Annotated in this window: 13 protein-coding genes; 5 read left to right on the plus strand and 8 right to left on the minus strand. The window is 50.4% G+C overall.

The annotated features are described in order from the left end of the window. Positions 1-84: 84 nt before the first annotated feature. Entirely contained in the window at positions 85-531 is a 447-nt protein-coding gene (locus BLS62_RS06875; RefSeq protein WP_093178576.1) for a MaoC family dehydratase, read from the minus strand. A gap of 278 nt (positions 532-809) precedes the next feature. Between BLS62_RS06875 and BLS62_RS06880 the strand changes: the two genes are divergently transcribed. Together BLS62_RS06880 and BLS62_RS06885 are read left to right on the plus strand one after the other, a co-directional pair. Continuing rightward, entirely contained in the window at positions 810-1,193 is a 384-nt protein-coding gene (locus tag BLS62_RS06880; protein ID WP_008552155.1) for a response regulator, read from the plus strand. Between the two features lie 177 nt (positions 1,194-1,370). Next, entirely contained in the window at positions 1,371-2,045 is a 675-nt protein-coding gene (locus BLS62_RS06885; protein ID WP_093178579.1) for a protein phosphatase CheZ, read from the plus strand. A gap of 52 nt (positions 2,046-2,097) precedes the next feature. Here BLS62_RS06885 and BLS62_RS06890 read toward each other — a convergent pair whose 3' ends face one another. Then, a complete protein-coding gene (locus BLS62_RS06890; protein WP_093178581.1) occupies positions 2,098-2,952 on the minus strand; it encodes a TIGR01459 family HAD-type hydrolase in 855 nt (284 codons plus the stop codon). 201 nt (positions 2,953-3,153) lie between these two features. On the opposite strand from BLS62_RS06890, the gene mutL reads away from it, so the two are divergent. Next, a complete protein-coding gene (gene mutL / locus BLS62_RS06895) occupies positions 3,154-5,112 on the plus strand; it encodes a DNA mismatch repair endonuclease MutL (protein WP_093178583.1) in 1,959 nt (652 codons plus the stop codon). Positions 5,113-5,216: 104 nt separating this feature from the next. Here the strand turns inward: mutL and BLS62_RS06900 are convergent, their stop codons facing one another. The 3 genes from BLS62_RS06900 to BLS62_RS06915 form a co-directional block, all read right to left on the minus strand. Next, a complete protein-coding gene (locus BLS62_RS06900) occupies positions 5,217-6,518 on the minus strand; it encodes a porin (protein WP_093178585.1) in 1,302 nt (433 codons plus the stop codon). A gap of 696 nt (positions 6,519-7,214) precedes the next feature. After that, entirely contained in the window at positions 7,215-7,775 is a 561-nt protein-coding gene (gene rsmD / locus BLS62_RS06905) for a 16S rRNA (guanine(966)-N(2))-methyltransferase RsmD (protein ID WP_093178588.1), read from the minus strand. A 2-nt stretch (positions 7,776-7,777) separates the two neighbouring features. After that, positions 7,778-10,213, minus strand: coding sequence for a pseudouridine synthase (locus tag BLS62_RS06915; RefSeq protein ID WP_102063727.1), 2,436 nt, complete (start codon positions 10,211-10,213; stop codon positions 7,778-7,780). A gap of 275 nt (positions 10,214-10,488) precedes the next feature. Here BLS62_RS06915 and BLS62_RS06920 point away from each other — a divergent pair, with 275 nt between their 5' ends. Continuing rightward, a complete protein-coding gene (locus BLS62_RS06920; protein ID WP_244283548.1) occupies positions 10,489-10,950 on the plus strand; it encodes a nucleoside deaminase in 462 nt (153 codons plus the stop codon). Between the two features lie 150 nt (positions 10,951-11,100). Here the strand turns inward: BLS62_RS06920 and fdhD are convergent, their stop codons facing one another. Both fdhD and BLS62_RS06930 read right to left on the minus strand, forming a co-directional pair. Then, positions 11,101-11,853 carry a formate dehydrogenase accessory sulfurtransferase FdhD gene (gene fdhD / locus BLS62_RS06925; RefSeq protein ID WP_093178594.1) on the minus strand — a complete coding sequence of 251 codons (753 nt, stop codon included), beginning with the start codon at positions 11,851-11,853 and terminating at the stop codon, positions 11,101-11,103. 33 nt (positions 11,854-11,886) lie between these two features. Then, entirely contained in the window at positions 11,887-12,732 is an 846-nt protein-coding gene (locus BLS62_RS06930; protein ID WP_093178597.1) for a patatin-like phospholipase family protein, read from the minus strand. Between the two features lie 220 nt (positions 12,733-12,952). Here BLS62_RS06930 and BLS62_RS06935 point away from each other — a divergent pair, with 220 nt between their 5' ends. Then, positions 12,953-13,717 (plus strand): helix-turn-helix transcriptional regulator, encoded by a 765-nt coding sequence (locus tag BLS62_RS06935; protein ID WP_093178600.1) that lies wholly within the window; start codon positions 12,953-12,955, stop codon positions 13,715-13,717. A 308-nt stretch (positions 13,718-14,025) separates the two neighbouring features. Here BLS62_RS06935 and purD read toward each other — a convergent pair whose 3' ends face one another. Further along, the gene (gene purD / locus BLS62_RS06940; protein WP_093178602.1) at positions 14,026-15,306 is read right to left on the minus strand and encodes a phosphoribosylamine--glycine ligase; all 1,281 of its coding nucleotides are present in this window, start codon (positions 15,304-15,306) and stop codon (positions 14,026-14,028) included. Positions 15,307-15,378 lie beyond the last annotated feature (72 nt).

The raw sequence follows: 15,378 nt of genomic DNA on the forward strand, positions 1-15,378 counted from the left end.
TGAATGCGTCCTCGTCAAGCATTTCAGGGTACGTATACCGGACCAGACACAAGAATCTACAGCCTCTTTCAATAATAAAGCCTGTTAGAGCGGGACACTCATCTCAGACTGCCTAGGGACTTTGACCATCGCTTCCCCTTCCAAAACCACTTTACCTTCAACTAAACATTTACAATCGAGTCGGGCACGACACCCCTTATCAATCAGCTCAGCAACGCTCACGCGCACCTCAATATCGTCGCCGATATACACAGGCGCTTTAAAATTTAAAGATTGAGACAAATAAATTGCACCTGGGCCCGGTAATCGCGTTCCAAGTACGGCTGAGATAAGGCTCGCGGTGTAAAGACCGTGCGCGATACGATTTTTAAAAGGGGTCTTTGCTGCAAAATGCTCTGAAAGGTGGATGGGGTTTCGATCACCGGAAACCTCGGCGAATCCGACAATATCTTGGGAAATGACATGCTTGGTATAAACTTCAATCATGCCGACGGTGAGATCTTCATAAGCGAGTGGACGAAGGCTGAGCATAGTGTTTCCTTGGATAAACCACAGGCAGTATTGCCAGCAAAATGCGCAGAAAAACTAATAAGCCAGACCCAAAAAAACAATTAGGCTTTTAGCATTATTGAAATCGTATTGGAGAAATTAACCTAACTATAACATAGGGACGTTAATTTCGCGAAGTTGAATTGGTGGGATCCCTTTGATTGAAAGGGGCACCTGCGTCCAGTGTGACCGATAAATGTCGTGGTCGCGTAAGTATAGCAGAGAGGCTTCGGCAGCCTCTTGAGAATATGGAGTTTTACATGGCCCTTGATCTTCAGATGCCAATTCTGGTTGTCGATGATTATAAGACCATGATTCGAATCATTCGTAACCTGTTGAAGCAACTTGGCTTTACGGACATCGATGATGCGGCTGATGGCACTGAGGCCTACGAGAAAATGAAACAGCGCCGTTACGGCCTGGTTATCTCGGATTGGAACATGGAACCGATGACTGGATATGAGCTGCTCAAGCAGGTCAGACAGGACGCGGCTCTTTGTAAGACACCATTCATTATGGTTACGGCTGAATCTAAAACGGAAAACGTAATCGCTGCCAAAAAGGCAGGGGTTAACAACTACATCGTTAAGCCGTTTAACGCGCAAACTCTTAAAGGCAAGATCGAAGCGGTTTTCGCCGATTAATCTGTTTTGCGTGTACTGTGAATATTATGGGCTGGGGTGAGGACGCCAAAACGAAAGCACCCCAACCCTTTTTTGCACCCAACTGACCGGATACAAGGTTGGAGATATCTCACAACCGACAGGCATACTGTGTCTGCAGGAGGCGTTTCCTGTTGAGATAAAGGGAGAAATGTTGTTTTGCCAAATGTTGATATTCAGCAACTCATCGACTTTCTTGAAGAAAGCCGTGAAAAGTCCAGCGAAGTAACATTAACCGACATCATGGGACTTGCAGAAGTGATGACAGGCTCAATGGGAAGTATCATTGAGCACATCCAACCTGCTGTTACCCTAGAATTGGCAGAAATCGGCGCTGAAATTGCGCGGATGAAAGCTGAAATTGGTAAACTCCGTGTCACTGATATGAGAGATAATCATATCCCAGAAGCTGGTCGTGAGCTGGATGCTATTGTTTCTTCCACAGAGGAAGCCACGCATACAATCATGACGGCGGCCGAATTAATTATGGCAGCTGATCCTGACGATAGGGATACCTATCAAAATGTGGTCAATGATCAGGTTATGGAAATTTTCCAAGCCTGCGCGTTTCAAGATATTACTGGTCAACGGATCTCCAAAGTCGTTGGAGCGTTGAACACAATTGATCAGCGCGTTGCTAATTTTGTTGAACGCTTACGTCTTGAGCAGGAAGTTCAAAGCGATAGTCATTCAGGCGAGACTGAGGACGAGCGTCGTAAGCGTGAGCTAATCCTTCACGGACCGCAGCATGCAGGTGAAGGTGTTTCTCAAGATGAGATTGATGCGCTGCTAGGTGAAGTTCAGCAGGATGATATTGATAAATTATTTGCCTAAATACCTCACTGGAGCAGGTTGTAAACTTTGACAAACTGCAAACTGCTCTAGCTTACCATCCAAGCCGCCCCATGAAGCTGTGCACACTCAATCCTTTAGCATCAAGGGTTTCAACAACAGCTTGAGCGTCATCGGAGAGATCGGCAGCATGAATGCCATCAGTTAGGAAAAGAGCGCTAATGCCTTGGGCGTTTGCCCCTTTAATATCTGTCGGCATACCGTCTCCGATCGCCAAAATATCTTTTTTATCAAGCAACTTTCCTGCACAGGCGTTCAACTCTGCTAGGGCCATTTCATAAATTGGATGAAACGGCTTGCCAGTGATGATCACTTCACCGCCCATCTCTTCGTAAAGCTTTGCAAGAGCACCGCCGCACCAAACCAACTTATCACCTTGTTCTGCCACTATGTCTGGATTGGCGCAGATCAGCGGCAAATTTAGCTTAAGCAGGTCTTGAAAATGAGGGCGATAGTCCTCTGGCTCCTCAACGCGTCTATCATTTAGGCCAGAGCAGACAATGATATCGGCATTCTGTGGCTCTGCAAATTCGAAATTCACGCCATGGAACAGACTATGATTCTTTGCAGGTCCGATATGGTAAACCTTTGCGTGTTCCAAGGCCCTCAAATCAGCCTGAACCACGCCACCTGAAGATACAATCCCGTCATAGCACCCACGTGGAACACCAAGCTGATCCAAATGGGCCTGAATCTCGCTCGCGGGTCTAGGGGCATTGGTTATGAGAACGACTGGTCCGCCCTGTTGTGCTTTATAGGCTTCCAAAGCGGCGATCGCTGCCGGAAAAACGCTTTCTCCATTGTGCAAGACGCCCCATACATCACAAAGAATCCCGCAAAACTGATCTGCGATTTGATGAAGGCCGGATATGGGTAGGTTCTGCTGCATACAATGTACTCTTGGAGGAAACGCATATAATCTCTTGAAAAAAGAGATGAGTTGAGCCAAATCCTCATACTCTGGACATTTGAAGAGCACAAGCTGTAAAACTTCTGCTCAGGCTGCATCCTGTCACGTACTCTTTTGTTGATCACAAAAACATATCGAGTGCGCCACTATTGAGAGCAGACAGTTTAATACGGAGCAATCATGGCTGTTAGACAACTCAGCGACACAACAATCAACAGAATTGCAGCCGGAGAGGTGATTGAGCGGCCTGCAAGTGTTGTGAAAGAGCTGGTTGAAAATGCAGTAGATGCCGGCGCGACCCGAATTGAAATCGTGACCGCCTCCGGTGGTAAAAGCCTGTTGCGGATTACGGACAATGGCTCAGGCATGACAACAGAGGATCTGCAACTGGCTGTTCGCCGCCATTGTACATCCAAGTTACCTGAAGATGATCTCATGGACATCCGCACGATGGGGTTTCGAGGCGAAGCGCTTCCCTCAATCGGTGCAATATCCAGGTTGGAAATCACCACACGTCATGCATCAGAGCCACATGCATGGAAAATTGAGGTCGAAGGCGGTCAGAATGAGGATATCGAGCCCGCCGCGCTTAATTCGGGTACGCGTGTTGAAGTTAAAGACATCTTTTTCTCAGTACCTGCACGTTTGAAGTTTTTGAAGACTGACCGTGCTGAAGCCACTGCAATAACTGAGATCGTTAAGCGGGTAGCACTCGCAAATCCAACGGTCCGTTTCACGTTATCCGGCTCTGACCGGAGGTCGCTGGACTTTCCAGCGTGCACAGGAGACGATGCCGATCTCGCTCGGGTGAGTCAGATCCTTGGATCTGAGTTCTCCAAGAATGCATTGGAGATCGAGGCGCATAGGGAAGGGATCCACCTTTACGGCTATGCCGGTTTGCCAACCTTCCATCGGGCCAACTCTCAACATCAGTTTTTCTTTGTAAATGGACGTCCGGTTCGCGATAAACTTCTTCTCGGATCTCTCAGAGCGGCATATTCCGATGTGCTCTCGCGAGATCGCCATCCAATAGTCGTGCTGAATGTCGATCTTGATCCCCATCAAGTGGATGTCAACGTACATCCTGCCAAAGCAGATGTACGTTTTAGAGATGGTCAGCTTGTTCGTGGTTTGGTGATCGGAGCGTTGAAACACGCTTTTGTTCAGTCTGGCTATCGCGCATCAACCGCAAACACCCAATCTGCAATCAACGCTATACGTCCGATGGGGCATCGTGAGGGATTCAATTCCCACAGCGGTGAAACAACGCATAATACGCAAGGGCATAGTGCTTCAACACAAAACTATGCTTGGCAGCAATCATCTTACCGACCAGAAGAGCATGGGCAAGCCTGGGCCGCCTCTGACATTTCAGAAATCGGTGTAACTGAGACCCAACTTGGACTTATGGAAGCAGCAACTCCGTATGAAGCGGGCCGAGCAGGGCAAATGCCTGCTGCAACTGAAGTTCGAGGGGAGCAAGACGCCTATCAGTTTGTTGATGCACCTTCTGCTGATGCAAGAGCACATGAGCACGATCTCCCTGTTGAGCGGGAGCATTTTCCATTAGGCGCTGCACGCGCCCAGATACATGAAACCTATATAGTCTCGCAGACCAAAGATGGTCTTGTGATAGTGGACCAACACGCCGCTCATGAACGTTTGGTCTATGAAAGACTGAAGGAAGATCTGGCAAAGAACGATGTTGCCCGCCAGATGCTTCTCATCCCAGAGATCGTAGAGTTACCGGAAGAAGACGTAGCACGACTGGAAGAGCGGGCGAGTGAATTGGAAGACGTTGGTCTGGTACTGGAGCGGTTTGGACCTGGAGCAATTGCAGTAAGAGAAACGCCATCAATGCTTAAACGTTTGAATATAAAAGCGCTTATCTCAGATCTCGCAGATGATTTTGCAGAGTTTGATAATTCCACACGTCTTCGTGAAAAACTTGATCTCGTTGCTGCGACCATGGCATGTCATGGCTCCATCAGAGCAGGTCGGAGAATGCGCCCTGAGGAGATGGATAATCTCCTACGGGATATGGAAGCGACGCCGCTTTCCGGTCAATGCAATCATGGGCGTCCAACATGGATCGAACTGAAATTGACTGATATAGAGCGACTATTTGGTCGCCATTAGTGGGCAGGTATTCAATAAAGCCAGAAGAGGCGAACCGATGGTCCGCCTCTTCCAGTTCGTATTCTCGACTACACTAAGTAATCGAAGGGTTCTGATATGTGGCCTCAGAAGTCCCGCTGAACACGGATTAGGACAGAGATAATATCCTGCTGGCCAAGTGGCCGGGTTGGATTGTCATTATTAACTGTGTTATCCGGGAACAAGTCGCCATTCGCTAGGTTACGGTAAGCGACCTCAGTACCGATTTCGAAGCCGCTAACTGGTGTCCAGCCAATTTTACCTACGACATCATACTGACTCTGGTTCCAGAGGAATTTGGAGCGAGCGTTAGCAAACGAAGCCTGGATCGCCCCATTCCATTCAGGAGAGAAGTCAGCTTGGAAACCGCCTGCTACTGACCAACCAGTTGCAACACCGTCACCTCCATCAGTCAGATCTGTCGAATCCCATACAACGTTCTGCCAGTCACTGTTGACGTACCCAAGAGCGCCCTGAGAGAATGTCGCCTGAACAACACCTTGGAAGCCTGAGACATAATTAGTGAAGAATGGCAGATTAAATTCAACACCACCACCGACAGCCCAACCGAGCTTACCGGAAGGATATTGTTCAAGGTAACGAACCTCAGTCAAGGCACCCATGATCTGAGCAGAACCCCAACCTTGATCAAGTCGGAAGTTGGCGACCAGGTCTGGGAAGCGCATGCCGCCATAACCTTGGTTAAATCCGTCAGAGTTTAGGTACTCACCAGTAAAGAGGTTCTGCTGACGAGCTGTTCTGTCTTCTACAGACCAACTGGTAGACAAGCCATTACCGAGATCTAAGGTATAACCAGCCAGCCATAAGTTTTGGTCAGAGTATGCAACAGTGGTGATCGCACCGTAAGCATAACCGGTCCAGAAGTCATAGAAGGACTGCGCCCGACCAACAGTCATGCCGCCAAACTGGATAAATGCGTAATCTAGCGTCATCACTGTGTTGTCCTGCTCAACTCCAAAGGAGCCAACCGGGTTGTTCACGTTGGGGACTGAACTGTCATCCTGAATGAAGCCAGGAGTGTCGACGGTACCGAACAAGTCAATGTAAGCGCGAAGCAAACCGTATTCTGTTTGTGTACGAGCGTCCATGCGGAGGTAACCACGTGCACGAGTGGATGTTGCGTTTCTTGTCCGCTCAGACCAGTCGCTCGGCGCTGCTCCAAAGTTGTTGAAGCGGTATTCAGCTCGAACACGGCCTCGAATTCTTAAACATGTATCTGTGCCTGGAATAAAGAAATATCCAGTACCGTAGGCGTCACAAATTTGGACGTATTCTACGGGCTCCGGTGCAACGGGAAGATCTGCTGCAAGGACCGGAGTGGCACTCATCATAAGCGCTGCTGCGGCGCTAGTTGTAAAGTGGCGCATAATTCAACTCCTAATCGGGTAGAAACCCACTCCTCAAACAAGGTTTGGTGTCATAACTACTTAAGGTGACTCAAGTGATGCTTAAGCAAAACTCATTTTATTTTTGTGTACGCGAATTCCCTGCAGCAATTGATGCCAGCAGATGCTTCGTGGCGCAATAATAACTCCGCAAATAACCTAGAGTTATCAAAGTAAACGAGGCCTCTGTTTCATTCCTGCAACGCTTTTGCCAAGTTCTACGTAGAAATCACAAACACAATATTAGGGAAGCTCTGTGAGTATTAAGTCATTGTTATTGTTTGTTAAAAATTCGTTTATGCGAATATTGTCTGTTTTCATGTGCATGGTGCGCTATTCGAATCACAGATGAGATTCAGCAGCCTCCTCAAAAATCAGGGATCTCCCCGATAAGTACAGTGACAGTAATTACATGTATTCGCGTTTTCGTTGATATGTGGGGAAGGTGCGTCGCTATGGGATCTGACGCGTTCCTTTGAGAACTGTGAACGCGAAACCGACATTTCCCGCTTTTCAGCTGTTTGATGTCCCTAACGCCGCACCAATACTGTGTCAGCTGTCCACCAAACACTCAGCAACTCACCGCCAGCTTCTCCCACACGGAAAAGCAGATACAAAAAAGCCTCCCTCGCGATAATGCAAAGGGAGGCTCACTTGTTACTTAGAGAGAGGCTAGGCTTATACGCCGTTAAATCTCAGGATGAGGATCTGGCTATCACCGGCGTGGCGCACATCCAGTCCTTCAAATCCATCGGGAAGGACAGGCGTAACGCTTGCGTGTTCCTCCCAGATGCACAGAGCGCCTTTTTTGATCCAGTCACCGGCAACCGCACTGGCGAGAGCTTTCTCGCCAAGCTCATTGCGGTAAGGAGGATCAAGAAACACCAGATCGAACGGAGCAATCGTACCGGCTGGACCGAGATTGGTCGCATCCCGGCGCAGAACTTTGGTTGCACCCATCAAACCTGTTGTTTCAACGTTGCGACGGATCAGGCCACGCGGTTCAACGGCTTCTTCCACAAAGATGCAGTATTTTCCGCCGCGACTCATCGCTTCCAAACCTAGCGCACCCGTTCCGGCAAACAGATCCAGAACGCGAGCGTCCTGAACCGGGTTGTCATAGGAATGCGCCAGAACGTTAAAGATAGTCTCCCTCAACCGATCACTGGTTGGGCGAGTATCCTGCGTTTTAGGCGTAGCGAGCGCTGTGCCCCGAAATCGACCGGCAACAATTCTCACGATTATTTACCGCCCCTCGGGCCGGAGCGTCCACCACCAGCAGGGCGTCCACCACCACCAGCAGGACGTCCGCCACCACCAGTAGGGCGGCCACCACTCGGACGACCACCACCTGAAGTGCCGCCTGGACGACCGCCCCGTGGTTTGTCACCGCCAAAGCTTTTGCCGCCACCGCTGCGATTGTCATCGCGAGGGCCTTTGTTGAACGGACGCTTGTCGCCGCCAGCACTGCGAGTATCATCGCGAGGGCCTTTGTTGAACGGACGCTTGTCGCCGCCAGCACTGCGAGTGTCATCGCGAGGGCCTTTGTTGAATGGACGCTTGTCGCCGCCAGCACTGCGAGTGTCATCGCGAGGGCCTTTGTTGAATGGACGCTTGTCGCCGCCAGCACTGCGAGTATCATCGCGAGGGCCTTTGTTGAATGGACGCTTGTCACCGCCAGCACTGCGAGTATCATCGCGAGGGCCTTTGTTGAATGGACGCTTGTCGCCGCCAGCACTGCGAGTGTCATCGCGAGGGCCTTTGTTGAATGGACGCTTGTCGCCGCCAGCACTGCGAGTATCATCGCTAGGGCCTTTGTTGAATGGACGCTTGTCGCCGCCAGCACTGCGAGTATCATCGCGAGGGCCTTTGTTGAACGGACGCTTGTCGCCGCCAGCACTGCGAGTGTCATCGCGAGGGCCTTTGTTAAACGGACGTTTGTCGCCACCGCCAGCACTGCGAGTGTCGTCGCGAGGACCTTTATTAAATGGACGCTTGTCGCCATCACGGCCACCGCGTTCGTCACGGTCATCTCTTCTCGGGCCGCGGTTGGAGAACCTACGCTCACCCGGTGTCGGGCCGGTATCACCAGCGTAACCTGAATTTTCAGCAGGGTTGAAACCACTCGTGCGGCGGGTGTCACCCTTAGGTGCCTCTGCCTCTTCAGTCCGTTTGGTGCCACCGTGTGCCAAATCAAAGCCGCCACGTTTCGTGCGTGTGCCGAAACGGCGTTCCTCTGGCTTGCGTGCCATTGGCTTTTTGTTATCGTCATCCTCAGGCATTGGCGTGTAGTTGTCTACGCTGCCATCATTACTGAAAACACGACGTTGTTTGGGTGCGCTACCGCGCTCATTGCGACCAAAGCGGGAAGGGGCATCCCCACGATCCCGGTCACCGAATGATTTACGTTCACCACGGTCTTTGTCGCCAAACGGTTTGCGCTCGCCGCGATCCCGGTCGCCGAATGGTTTACGTTCACCACGGTCTTTATCACCAAATGGCTTGCGCTCGCCACGATCCCGGTCGCCGAATGATTTACGTTCACCACGGTCTTTGTCACCAAATGGTTTGCGCTCGCCACGATCTTCAGAAGGTTTGCGATCGCCAAAAGCTGGCTTGTCGCTCACGCGCTTGCGGTCACCAAATGGGTTTTGTTCAGAGTTGCCACCAGAATGATCTGGACCTTTGCCATGACGAAGTGGTGGCTTCTTGTTTTTGGAAAGAACAGCCGCCGCATCTTTAGCACTGATCCAGCCAGCACCAGAGCCACCCTTGGATCTTTTCTTAGGTTCAGCTTTTTTGGTCGTTTTGCTCGCCATCTGGTTGATGATTGGTGCATCAAAATCCAGATCAGCGTCAGCAATAAGGCTTTCACCTAGCTGGTCACGCAAAACACGGCCTTTGATTTCCTGAACTTCGCCGTCACCAAGATCACCCAGCTGGAAAGGACCAAAGGAAAGACGGATAAGGCGGTTCACGGAAAGTTCAAGGTGTTCAAGAATGCGCTTCACTTCGCGGTTCTTGCCTTCGCGCAGGCCAATAGTCAGCCAAACGTTGTCACCCTTTTCGGTGTCCAATGTCGCTTCAATAGCGCCATACAAGACACCATCAATTGCAATGCCGTCTTGCAATTTGTCCAGCTGCTCTTGTGTTACCTTACCGTAGGCGCGCACGCGGTAGCGGCGCAACCAGCCAGTAGCAGGCAATTCAATAACGCGGGAAAGGCCGCCATCATTGGTCAGCAGCAGCAGACCTTCGGTGTTAATATCCAAACGCCCAATAGTCACAACGCGTGGCATATCATTTGGCAGAATATCAAAAACGGTTTTACGGCCTTCAGGGTCTTTGTTGGTGGTTACTGTTCCGCGTGATTTATGGAACAACCAAAGGCGGGTGCGTTCTCGGGTTGGCAAAGGTTTGCCATCAACCAGAACTTTGTCTTTCACTGTGACTGTAAAGGCAGGAGTGTCCAGCACTGTACCGTTGACGCTAACGCGTCCTTCTGCAACCCATGTCTCCGCATCACGGCGGGAGCATAATCCAGCACGGGCCATCGCTTTGGCAATGCGCTCACCAGCTACAGTTACGGCTGGTTCAGATTTTTCTGGGGAGGACTTTTTCGCGCGCTCAACTGGTTTACGTGGGGAGCTGCTGGCTTTTTTGTCGCTATTTTTCATTTGGCTTTTGCCCGGCTATCCGGGGCCTTTAACTGTCTACATCTGTACAGATACACTGGAGAGGCACGCATAGGCGTCTCCGCCTTGGCCGGCCAGCAGTCTGTCAGAAGGGTCACAATATTCATTTGTCGTCTGCGGGTCTTAACCTAAGCAAGGCCAGTTCGCAAACAACCAAAAGCATTCCGCTTAATTTTTTTCTGATTTTTTCCGAGTAAACACCATCAAATGAAACGCCTCGTGATGACATCTCTAGCTTTCAAAGCTAGTTTGCGCCCATGAAGACACCCACATTAAGTTCCCGGTTTATGGATATCGCGCTGGAAGAAGCTCACGCGGCACAAGCCCGTGGTGAAGTGCCAATTGGCTGCACACTGGTCAAGCAAGGCGAGATAGTGGCGCGCGCAGGCAACCGGACGCTGGAATTAAATGACCCGACAGCCCATGCAGAAGTCTTGGCCATTCGTCAGGCCGGGAAGGTGCTAGGCTCACAAAGGCTGGAAGAGTGTGATCTGTACGTGACGCTGGAACCATGTCCCATGTGTTCCGCCGCAATCTCCTTCGCCCGCATTCGCCGTCTCTATTATGGGGCAGGCGATGTAAAGGGCGGCGGTGTTGACCACGGCGTCCGCTTCTATTCCTCACCCACCTGCCACCACAAACCAGATGTCTACTCCGGTCTGGCAGAAAAAGACTGCGCCGATCTGCTAAGGGGCTTCTTTAAGTCGAGGCGGGATTGAGGATACGGACATTTGCAGAAATAGCGTCCTGCTCTGTTACTCTCTTTATAATACTTGGATCCAACCACTACATGCGGAAAAAAAGCAGATGTCAGAGGCTGGTCCTAATTAAGATGCAGACCATAAAGGGTTAGGAAACAAGAGTAGTGGTTAGCTGTAGCGCGTAAAGCTGTAGCCGCGGTTGCAGCTGAAGAGATTTAAGCAGTTCTCGCGGGCAAGTTTCACGGCCAGATCACTGGGCGTTGCCATAACTGCGAGCGTACCAACTCGCGCGCTGACGGCTTTTTGCACCAGATCAGAACTGCACCGGCTGGTGGTGATCACAAGGTCAACACGCTCCGCGCTGCGAATACCAGCACCAAGAGCTTTATCCATTGCATTATGGCGACCAATATCCTCCCGAACGGCGAGGATCTGTCCCCCGCAGCAAACTGCTGCAGCATGGAGCCCGCCGCCATAAACCTCATTCAGGCTCTGTTTGCTCTGCAAATCTTCAAAACACGCGCTGATGCGATCCGTTTTAGGGGCAGGTTGAGGTGTCAGTGGGGTAAGAGCACGTAAAGCCGCCCGTATGCTGTCCAGCCCGCAAAGGCCACAGCCAGATGTTCCAGTCAGCATTCGCTTACGCTTCAACGCGGTGAAAAAAAGGTCATCCTCAATATCGAGGTTGACGCTAAGGCCTTCCTCTCCGTGCTCATGCAGCCCAATGGAATGAATATCAGAGGCGCCTGACACAATGGACTCGCTGATAGTAAACCCCACTGCGAAATCTTCCAGATCCAGCGGAGTAGCCATGAACACAGCAAAGCCCTCACCATTTAGGGTGATTGCGACCGGCGCTTCCGGTGGCAACTTTCTGCTTTCATCTATTGGTGTTTGCCACTCGGGGTCCAGAACAGCCAACCTAGGTTCCTTTTGTTCCTATCTCATTTCTTATCAGGAGATTAAGTAGGTCTCGATCTTCTGGTCAAGCTCAACCTTTATCTCTTCGCGCAATGGTGCATTGTCCTCTAGTATTTCGCGGGCTTTGAGAAAGTCAAGGAGTTGATACTGCTTGATGTTTGGAAGTGCAATGAGGTCAGGAGGCCGTTGTTTTAGTTTTTCCTGAGAGATCGTTCGCATCAGGATTTGCATGGCTCCAAACACACTCTCCGTTGCGCTGGGCAGTTTCTTCTTTGGGTCACGTTGTGGAGAGCCAATAACGTCAACCGCAATGATGATGTCGCAATCGGCGGGCAAACAATCAAACGGCAAAGGATTGACGACACCCCCATCGATGAAAACCTTATCGTGCAAGTGCACAGGCTTGAACACAAAGGGAATAGCAATACTGGCAGCGATTGCATCAATCAGATTACCTTCATGAAAGCGCACTTCCTCTGCCTTGTAATAATCGGCTGCAATGGCTTGAAACGGAATGCTCAGCTGGGAAAAATCATCCTTTAAGATCTCACCGGCAAACACATCCAAAACGCGTTTGGAGTCAAACTGACCTAAGCTACCTTTCCCGCCGATGAGATCCCCGAACCGTTTGGGAATGCTGACCTCAACCAGTTTGCCAAGTACCTTTTTCCATTCGCCAAGCGTTGCAAGTGTAAAGCCTTCCAACTCATCACCACTCATTCCGCCAGCATATCCCGCGCCGATCAACGCTCCAATTGAGGTGCCAGCGATCGCGTGGGGCTTCAACCCCATATCATCAAGAGCCTGTAAGACGGCGATGTGAGAGAGGCCGCGGGCGCCGCCGCCGCCAAGTGCAAGTCCAATCCGGGGAGTACTCATTCATTCTCCTGATATATTCATCTTGCATTGATTGAAATATAAGTGCTTTGGGAAGGTTTCCAATTGAAAACCTTATAAAATGGCGTGATACTCTCCCAAAGAGCAGTTCAAAAACAAAATATGGGTGTTGGGGCAATCATATCACTTACATAGGCAATCGTTCATGCCATGTAACGACGGATTGATAATGAATGTAAGCCTCCACTATGTGGAGATAACGATGAACAATTCGACAGGCTTACGACAAGAGTATGACCGAAGTTTCTTGCAGTTTTCCGAAGTAATGCGGAACTGTGGGTCCACCTTAGAGCGATGGAATGAGCTAACCAAATTTACAGCTGATCTGGGCTACGAAAAAGGTGCTTATATCATAGTCCCTAAATATGAGGGACGGGTGGAAAACCGGCAACCGGTTTACTTCTCAAATCACGATAGTAAATGGGTCGAGCACTACCAAAACAACCGCTATTACTTCAAAGACCCCGGAATGGCACACATTCTGAATGGAAGCAGGGCTGACCAACTGTGGACGGACTACACATCCATTGCAGCTAATGGTGTGTCTACCGACTTTATTGATGACGTTCAATCAGCTGGTTTGCGCTTTGGAATGAACCTTTCGTTGGAATGCGCCAACAAGCAATTGGTGAGCGGAGCAAGCTTTGCCTCCTGCGAACAAACACAGGCTGCATTCGATACACAAATGGCGTCGAAGTACACCACGTTGAAAAATGCGGTGCAGTTGTTCCATTCCTATGCTCAACCTCCAGGGCAGTTACAGGAATTCTTCGGCTTCTCACCTCGAGAACTGGAGTGTTTGTTGTGGTTGACGGCAGGCAGAGCAAATAAGGAAATCGCTCACATTCTCCACATCTCTGAGAAAACGGTCGAGCATCACATCAAACGCGCTTGCCAAAAGCTACACGTCACCAACCGCACCCACGCAGTTGCCCGCGCAATGTCGTTTCAATTGCTCTCGCTATGATTGCAGAACCGCAGTCTCTTATAGGGGAATTTCCCCCGTTGTTGTGAGCTGCGCATTTATGCATATTAGATGTACTGAAGTTTACGCTTCGGGAGCTGCAAAGCATTGTTTTCGCTTCGCCAGTTGTTTGTGGTAGTTTATCTATTTGATCTTTTGGTTGTGATCCAAGCTGTCGTGGTCATGCCAAGTAGTTTATAAGTTATAACTCCTCCGAAGTTCGCTTCGGAGGTTTTTTTTATCCTGAATATCTAGTGCTTAAAAAAGAGCGGCTCACATGAACCGCTCTTTTTAAATTCTGCTCTTCAGTATCAGCTGACGTCTTCACGCTGGACTGCGCGCCAGCCAATGTCTTTTCTGTAAAAGCCTTTTGGCCAGTCAATCTTCTCTACGGCTGCGTAAGCTTTCTGCCGTGCTTCAGATACGGTCTCGGCACGAGCAGTGATGTTGAGAACGCGGCCCCCGTTGGAGAGCAATTTGCCATCAACCACAACGGTTCCAGCATGGAAAATCTCCACATCCGGATCAGCTGCTGCGTCTTCCAGCCCTTTAATTTCCGTCAGTTTTTCATAGGACCCGGGGTAACCCTCTGCAGCCATAACAACAGTTACAGCAGGGTCATCATGCCATTCTGCATCAACCAGATGCAAAGTGCCCTCAGCGCAGCCCAAAAGAATCAGGAGCAGATCCGTTTTCAGGCGCATCGTGAGAACCTGACATTCAGGATCGCCAAAACGCACGTTGTACTCAATCAGCTTTGGACCGTCTTTTGTGATCATCAGGCCGGCATAAAGCACGCCTTTAAAGGGACAACCCTGAGCTTTCATGTCTGCAATGGTCGGGCGAATGATTTCTTCCATCACCCGGTCCGTCATTGTCTTGGTCATGACAGGAGCAGGGGAATAGGCGCCCATACCACCCGTATTCGGGCCGGTATCGCCATCAAACGCACGTTTGTGATCCTGCGCCGTGGCAAGTGGCAGTGCATTCACACCATCAGAAAGCACAAAGAAGCTGGCTTCTTCGCCTTCCATAAACTCTTCAATCACCACTTCTGCGCCAGCCGCGCCAAAGGCACCGTCAAAGCAGCTGTCAACGGCATCAAGCGCTTCTTGTTCGCTCATCGCCATGATCACGCCCTTACCAGCGGCAAGGCCATCAGCTTTCACAACAATAGGAGCGCCTTGCTCGCGGACATACGCCTTGGCAGATTCCGCATCGCTAAACCGGCCATAAGCGGCGGTTGGAACGTTGGCTCTGGAGCACATGTCCTTGGTAAAGCCTTTCGACCCTTCCAGTTGAGACGCGGCGGAGGACGGACCAAACACGCGCAAACCTGCGTGGGTCAGACTGTCGGAAAGGCCATCGACAAGCGGAGCTTCCGGGCCAATCACCACAAAGCTAATGTCGTGGAGACGGCAGAAATCGATAACAGTGCGATGATCGGTAATATCAAGGGTGATGCACTTGGCTATCTGTTCAATGCCCGCGTTTCCGGGTGCAACATAAAGCTCGTTAAGAACCGGAGACTTTACCAAAGACCATGCCAGAGCATGTTCACGTCCGCCGGAACCGATCAAGAGGATATTCATTGAGGTAGACCCTGAAATTAAAAAGGGAACAGGTTCGCAAGTTATGCGTCTAGATAGTGAAGCAGCCTGTAG

Origin of the sequence: Pseudovibrio sp. Tun.PSC04-5.I4 (genome assembly GCF_900104145.1) — a bacterium.
In the GTDB taxonomy this organism is placed as follows: Bacteria; Pseudomonadota; Alphaproteobacteria; order Rhizobiales; family Stappiaceae; genus Pseudovibrio.

Bases quoted from the DNA above. Each gene is read 5' to 3' on its own strand.
- BLS62_RS06875 (WP_093178576.1), bottom strand. From the start codon at position 531: ATGCTCAGCCTTCGTCCACTCGCTTATGAAGATCTCACCGTCGGCATG.
- BLS62_RS06880 (WP_008552155.1), top strand. From the start codon at position 810: ATGGCCCTTGATCTTCAGATGCCAATTCTGGTTGTCGATGATTATAAG.
- BLS62_RS06890 (WP_093178581.1), bottom strand. From the start codon at position 2,952: ATGCAGCAGAACCTACCCATATCCGGCCTTCATCAAATCGCAGATCAG.
- mutL (WP_093178583.1), top strand. From the start codon at position 3,154: ATGGCTGTTAGACAACTCAGCGACACAACAATCAACAGAATTGCAGCC.
- BLS62_RS06900 (WP_093178585.1), bottom strand. From the start codon at position 6,518: ATGCGCCACTTTACAACTAGCGCCGCAGCAGCGCTTATGATGAGTGCC.
- BLS62_RS06915 (WP_102063727.1), bottom strand. From the start codon at position 10,213: ATGAAAAATAGCGACAAAAAAGCCAGCAGCTCCCCACGTAAACCAGTT.
- BLS62_RS06920 (WP_244283548.1), top strand. From the start codon at position 10,489: ATGAAGACACCCACATTAAGTTCCCGGTTTATGGATATCGCGCTGGAA.
- BLS62_RS06930 (WP_093178597.1), bottom strand. From the start codon at position 12,732: ATGAGTACTCCCCGGATTGGACTTGCACTTGGCGGCGGCGGCGCCCGC.
- BLS62_RS06935 (WP_093178600.1), top strand. From the start codon at position 12,953: ATGAACAATTCGACAGGCTTACGACAAGAGTATGACCGAAGTTTCTTG.
- purD (WP_093178602.1), bottom strand. From the start codon at position 15,306: ATGAATATCCTCTTGATCGGTTCCGGCGGACGTGAACATGCTCTGGCA.